Here is a 6,397-nt window from a genome sequence, read left to right on the forward strand (position 1 = left end):
TGAGCAGAACGGCCACCGCGTGCGGCATCGTCTCGGCGACGCCGCAGATCAGCACGAGATCTTCGCCGACGGGCGACGCGAGTGCCGTTTGTCCGTCGATGGGAAAAGCCGGGTATTCGCTCAAAACAATCCTCTCCGTGACAATCTGTAAGCCCCCCGCGAACGTGCGGAGACGGTTGCAATCAGTGAAGTCCGGCCCGGATCAAGATCAGGACCGAAGCAACGGAGCCGACGGCACAGACGCCGCCAAGCATGATCAGAAGCGACACGGCACGACGCATGGGCCGGTCGGCGGCGTTTCCGAGATCGCGGATGCGCCGATCGAGTTCGGACAGCACGTTGTCGAAACGGAGAAGGAACACCTCTACATCCGAGATGCGTTGTGTGAGGTCGTCACGACTGCCTCGCATCATTTCGAGAGCCGCACCCACGCCGTCCTCCTGCGACGACATCTTCTCGACCTGCTCCGCCGTCGCGCGCATCGCCTCGACCGATTCACGCTGGATGATTTGAGACCGTCTCTGCGCCGCGATGAGGACCTCGAGTTGATCCATGACGCGGCTGAGCGGTGCGGCGACCGCCGCCTCCGCGGCACGCTCGTCGTTGCTCGGCGTATCCAGAACAGTTTCCTCGCCGGTCGCAGGCGACACCGCGATGACCGTCATCTGGTCGCGCATATTCGCTCCAGAGAGTGACGGCGGAAGCTCCACCTCAAAGGCGAAATTCCCGTCACCAATCCCGTTGCGACGCAAGTCGACCCTCGGCTTGTCCGCTGTGGCCGAAGCAACCATTCGACCGCTCATCAGAACGCGAATGAGGAGACGCTCCTTCGGGCGTGCGCGATCCCATGCCCAACCATACAGGCGTCCCGACTCGACGGTATCGGCGCGCCCCTGGATCTGGGCTGCGACTGGTGCCTCCACCTTTGCGACAGGTCTCTTGATATCCGCGACGCTCATGCTGCTTTCGCTCCTCGGCGCTTTGTTTCGACCGTCGGGCCGATGCTGCGGTACAGGGCGAGATGCCGATCGGCGACCTCGGTGAGAGTTGCAGGTTGGTGGATGCCATCGACCAATTGCTGCCACAGACCGGAGGTCTCCGCGGCGTGGCGCATGATCTGGGCCAGTGCCACCGGATCATCCGGCCTGACGTGCAGACCGTCGACGCCGTCGCTGACGGCTTCGGCCATCCCGCCGATGTTGCTGGCGATGACGGGCCGACGGTGGCGAAAAGCTTCCTGAATGACGAGCGGTGCATTTTCCCACCAGATGGAGGGTACGATCACCCAATCCACCGCGGCCATCAGGGCCGGGATCTCGTCGCGCTGATACGAACCGAGACGCACCACATGAGGTTCTGTCGCCGTCGCCAGGCGCTCGACCTCCTCCACAAAGTCGGGGGATTGGAACGGCGCTCCACCGTGAAGTCGAAGTTCGAACCCGTCATCACCGCTATCGACGAGACGCTGTGCCGCCTTCAGCAATACGGTCACGCCTTTCCACGGGTTGAAATTTCCGAAATAGCCGAACACCGCGCGCCTGCCGTCCCGCGAGATCCGGTGAGGAGCGGGTGAAACAGCGGGGCGCCCGTTCGCCACCACCTCGATCTTGGCCGAAGGCAATCCCCAGGTGACAAAGCGATCCTTGATGAATCGGCTCGGCGCGATGAATCGGTCGATCTCCGCGAACATCGTCTTGAGATGACGCTCACGCAGCAAAAAGCGGTCTGCCGAGATTGCGGGCATGCACGTATTGCAGCGATGAGGCGAAGCATTGCTGCAGCGCTCGCGCCCCTTCGTGCGCATCATCAGGCCGTCATGCGCACAAATCGGATAATAATCGTGCAGCGTCATCACGATGCGTGCCGTCGGCAAAACGCGTCTCACCAACGGGATGAACTCGGCCCCGATGAGAAGAAGGTGGTGAATGTGAACGACGTCCGGCCTGAACTCCTCGAGGAGGCCGGCAAGTTGCGGAACGATTCCATAGGTATCGATCTGGCTCAGATAGAACTGATCGAAATGCCCGCTCCAAACCACCACTTCATCCGGGGCATCTCCCACAGCCTGAAAGCTCGTGCCCGGCCGCGGCTCTCGATGAATGCCGTTCGTCKCCGCCAAGAACAGGGCATCGACTCCCTCGCGCGAACGAAACTCGCGGAAGAGGTCATGCGCGAAGATCTCGGTCCCGCCCGGATGCAGATCGGGATGGTTATGGGCAACGACGAGAATGCGCGTGCTCAAGCCCGTCCTCCCGGTTTCACGGCGACGACGATGTCCTGGTAGTGCGTGCTGTCGGTGCCGCGCCAGTGACCGAATTCGATCCGCTCGATCCGCAGACCCGCGTCCTGGAGGCAACCTTCGACGATGCCCGCATCGAAGCCGATCGCGGCGAGCGGGGCCGACACGTCGCCGTACCAGGACCCCGGCTCTTCCCCGCGAACGAAGCGCGGTCGCGCGGTCGGCCTGTCCTCGTCACCTGGGGTGATCTGGAAAGCCGTCAGGAAAAGCCTGCCCCCGGGCGCAAGGAGGCGCGTCACCTCGCGGGCGTAAGCGGCGATTTCACGGGACGGCAGATGGGTGGCAACGGAAATCATCATTGCGAAATCGAAGCTCGCATCGGAGAACGGCAGGATCACCTCGTGTCCCTGCAACGCGCCGTCCGGATTGTAGAGCGGATGAGCGACATCGACCTGACAGAACCTGAACTGCGGATACGTCGGCGTTATGTTGCGCGTGCACCAGGAGATTCCTTCGCCGACAGGATCGATGCCCTCGTAGTGCCCGGCCGATGAATCGAGATACTGCGTCAAAGGCACGGCCATGCGTCCGATGCCGCAACCGATGTCGAGAACACGGTCGAACCGACGAAGACCGCCCTTACGCACGAAATGCCCCAGGAACTCGGCACCGATGGCGCGATAGTCACCATCGCCGACGAACACGTTTTCCTCCGATGGCGCCGGCAGGAATCGATTGCGCTCGATCGATTCCATCAACCACGTCAGGTGCGTGTCCTCGACGGAAGAGAGGTTCAGATCATTCGGCGAAGCTGCGACGGCACGTTGAACATTCATTGAGCGACGCTCCTTGATTTTCGAGTGAGCGTGTCCGCATCGGCAATGGCGGAAATCAGATCGCCCCACCTTTCCGCATGCAGCGCGCAATTGTACTGCCAGGCGATTCCACGCATGTAATCCGCGTTGACCGACATCGATCGACGTTCAAGATGATAGAGCTCGACATCCGGTACGTAGGAGATGGCCCGGTCGGCTTTCGTGATCTTGAGGCAGAGATCACTGTCCTCGTAGTCACCGATGACGTAATCCTGCGAAAAACCGCCGACGCATTCGAAGAGCGCCCTCGGCATCACGAGGCAGGCTCCGGTCACGGCAGGAACGATCCGCTCCTGCATGGCCGGTGCATAGCGGCGTGGCATTCCCTTGAAGAAATGCTGGTTCAACCACCGCCCCCGGTGATCGCGGCCGAAATACATCCCCGCATGCTGGATCGAACCGTCTTCGAACAGCAGCTTGGGACCGACAGCTCCAATTCTGCGCTTGCCTCCAAGCCGTCCGACTAAGCGATCGAGCCATCCCGTATCGAGTGGAATAACGTCGGAATTGATGAACGCGAGCGCATTGGCACGCGCAAAGGTCGCACCGACATTGCACGCCCGCGCGTAGCCGCCGTTGCGATCCATGACGACGAGCAGCATCGGCAGGCCGTAGACCAGATTCAAACCGCCGAGCAGGTGCTCGACTTCCGCCGCTTGGTTCGGCGAATCAAGCACGAAGATGAGCTCCGCCTGCGTTCGAAACCAGGGGTCGGTCGCGAAGGCGCCGATCTGGAACCGCAGGAAATCCAGCACGCGATAGAGAGGAATGACGACAGAAACCTTCGGCCTTTCGATCGGAACGCCGATCCAACGGCTCGAGGGCGCGCCGATACTAGCTCCGACTTTGGCATGAAGGTCTGCAATCACCGGAGCGAGCACATTGGCAAGCAGAACTTCGCTCACATGTTCAGGCGGAACGGCGCGCAACGCGACTGCGCGCGCCTGGACAGGGTCGGCCGGTTGCGGCGGCGGAACGAGCGCGTAGTGACCGCCGGATTTCAACCCGAGGCGGAAGCGTGGCTGCAAGAGCGCTGCGCCGCCGCGGCGGGAAGCCGGTGCGAGCGCCACCATGCCCGTCGCCTTCATCGTATCGCCGCCGCGCGGGTTGCTGACGTCAACCGAGAAACGATGCTGCGTGCCGTTGAGGTCGATTGCGCCGTCCGGCCCGTCGATGGAAAGACTGGCGACGATTCCGGAGGGATCGTCGTACCACCCGGTGACAAGGGTTCCGGCAGACGTCGACAGAGCGCAGACGATCTCGGCCGAAGGCGAAATCGCACGCCCGGCGATCCGCTTCGGTTGCAATGGCGAGCGCAGCTGCGTGTCGATGGAGACGAGTTTTCCTGTTTCCGAAAGCTGTGACAGGTCGATCAAAAGATGTTCGCGCAATCCGTGCGCCGACTTCGCTTCGCCCGACAGCCAATCTGCAAGGGAGGGAAGCCGCGAATCCGGTGTCGAGATCGAGCGAACGGACATGCCGCCCGGTCCGATCATCACGATCATCGCGAACGGGGATTTGACTAGCGTCCGCCTAGCGAAGAAGTGCAGCGCATCTCGCCCGTCCGGGCTAGAGCCGGAACGATGCGGGCGACTGCCGAGGCGTGATGGCCCCTCGCCTGACAGAGCATAGATCGCATCGATCTTCGAGAAGTCGGGAGTGAGCGACGTGCGTAACAGAATGTAGTCGGCCCCCGCGGTGGCGATCGCGGTCGCTCCGATGGGCTCCGGCGCGAGATCCATGAGGACAGAGCGGAGAAACTTGACGAAGGCCTGAGAGCGATGAAGCTTGAACAGCGGCGACCAGACGTTGAACAACGCCGATACGAGGGCGACCCGGCCACCTCCGTCGATGCCGCGGAGCAATTCCCTGCCGTCGATCCAACCAAGTTGTGCATCGGGTTCGACGGAAACGTTGACGTTCTGGCCGAGCGGGCTGGCCAACGAGATGTCGAAGGAACCATCATGTGGCCGTCGCAGCACCCACAACAAGCGGGTTCCACCGTCCGTCAAGGAAAGGCGTAGCGATGCGCCGGGCGTCGCCGATTCACGATCGACGATCGACAGCGGTGCCGAGGCGCGCACGATGTGCGGTACGTCGAGCGAAAGCAGAATGACCCCACGCGCCAGGAGCGCGACGCGCGGCCGAGACGCTTGGTCGACCGATAGGATGGGGGGACTGACGTCAAGCATCGATGGCGCTCGCTGAACCATTGGAAAAGGACGCCGCGACCGATTGGATCGCGACGTCCGATCTCGCTAGTGAACGGTGAAGTAGTCGGTCGGATTGTCGTGAACGTCGTCGGCGTTCACATTGACAAGAGTGACCGTGTCGCCGTTGCCGAGGTCAACCAGGGTGTTGGCTCCAACCTGATGCAGGCGCCCCGCAAGATCGTCCGCGGATTCAATGTCGGTGCCGTTGATGCCTTTCGACACCTGCAGGAGATCTTCACCGACCTTGAAGTCGAGAACGACATCGTTTCCGCCGCCGCCCGAGAAGACGAAGACGTCACGACCTGCTCCGCCATGGAGAACGTCGTCGCCGGCGCCGCCTTGCAGAAGGTCGTCACCGGAACCGCCGCGCAGGATGTCACTGCCATCCCCGCCTTGCAGCAGGTCGCTACCGGAGCCACCGTCGAGGACATCGTCACCGACACCACCCTGAAGGATGTCGCTGCCGTTTCCGCCACGCAGATAGTCGCTCCCATCCCCGCCTTGAAGGATGTCGTCGTTGTTACCGCCGAAGAGCAAATCGTCTCCTGCGCCGCCTTGCAGGAGATCGTTCCCTGCGCCGCCGAAGAGTTTGTCGTCGCCGGCACCACCGAAGAGCGCGTCTTCGCCGTCGCCGCCGAAGACCACATCGTCGCCGGCATCGCCGAACAGCACATCGCTACCCCGGCCGCCGAATATGAGATCGTCACCCCCCTGACCGAAAATCACATCGGGCGAGCTTGTGCCGAACAGCACGTCGCTCGAAGCACCCCCTCCAAGAGTTGCCATATCTATCTCCTTCGTGTTTTGCGCCGGAAGAGCGGACATCGCCCGATCGCACCGACCGACCATTTGATTTCGCGAATCATGCGATGGAAATCGAACCATCAAAGGCATAGGGCCAGAGAAATTTGGCTCGACTTAGGCAGGTTAAATAAAATCTGCCGATCAGCAAAGTATAATTGCCTGACAACGCAAATAAATATTTGAAATTACATCAGTTTTTATTAGCGACTAATTCGAGTATTTATTGTCTATACTTATAGAGTAATTTAGTTTGATTTTCGAAATAG

The 6,397-nt window shown here is 61.2% G+C and carries 5 protein-coding genes; all 5 read right to left on the bottom strand.

Annotated elements, in window-relative coordinates:
• Positions 1–182 precede the first annotated feature (182 nt).
• Positions 183–959 (bottom strand): hypothetical protein, encoded by a 777-nt coding sequence (locus tag AC1DT3_RS09820; protein WP_477465069.1) that lies wholly within the window; start codon positions 957–959, stop codon positions 183–185.
• Positions 956–2,242 carry a glycosyltransferase family 4 protein gene (locus tag AC1DT3_RS09825; RefSeq protein WP_477465070.1) on the bottom strand — a complete coding sequence of 429 codons (1,287 nt, stop codon included), beginning with the start codon at positions 2,240–2,242 and terminating at the stop codon, positions 956–958. The genes AC1DT3_RS09820 and AC1DT3_RS09825 overlap by 4 nt, the downstream gene beginning before the upstream one ends.
• The gene (locus AC1DT3_RS09830; protein WP_477465071.1) at positions 2,239–3,075 is read right to left on the bottom strand and encodes a class I SAM-dependent methyltransferase; all 837 of its coding nucleotides are present in this window, start codon (positions 3,073–3,075) and stop codon (positions 2,239–2,241) included. The genes AC1DT3_RS09825 and AC1DT3_RS09830 overlap by 4 nt, the downstream gene beginning before the upstream one ends.
• Positions 3,072–5,306 (bottom strand): glycosyltransferase family 2 protein, encoded by a 2,235-nt coding sequence (locus AC1DT3_RS09835; protein ID WP_477465072.1) that lies wholly within the window; start codon positions 5,304–5,306, stop codon positions 3,072–3,074. The genes AC1DT3_RS09830 and AC1DT3_RS09835 overlap by 4 nt, the downstream gene beginning before the upstream one ends.
• A gap of 66 nt (positions 5,307–5,372) precedes the next feature.
• The gene (locus tag AC1DT3_RS09840; protein ID WP_477465073.1) at positions 5,373–6,113 is read right to left on the bottom strand and encodes a calcium-binding protein; all 741 of its coding nucleotides are present in this window, start codon (positions 6,111–6,113) and stop codon (positions 5,373–5,375) included.
• Between the last annotated feature and the right edge of the window lie 284 nt (positions 6,114–6,397).

Source organism: Microvirga sp. P4_G7 (assembly GCF_056401005.1).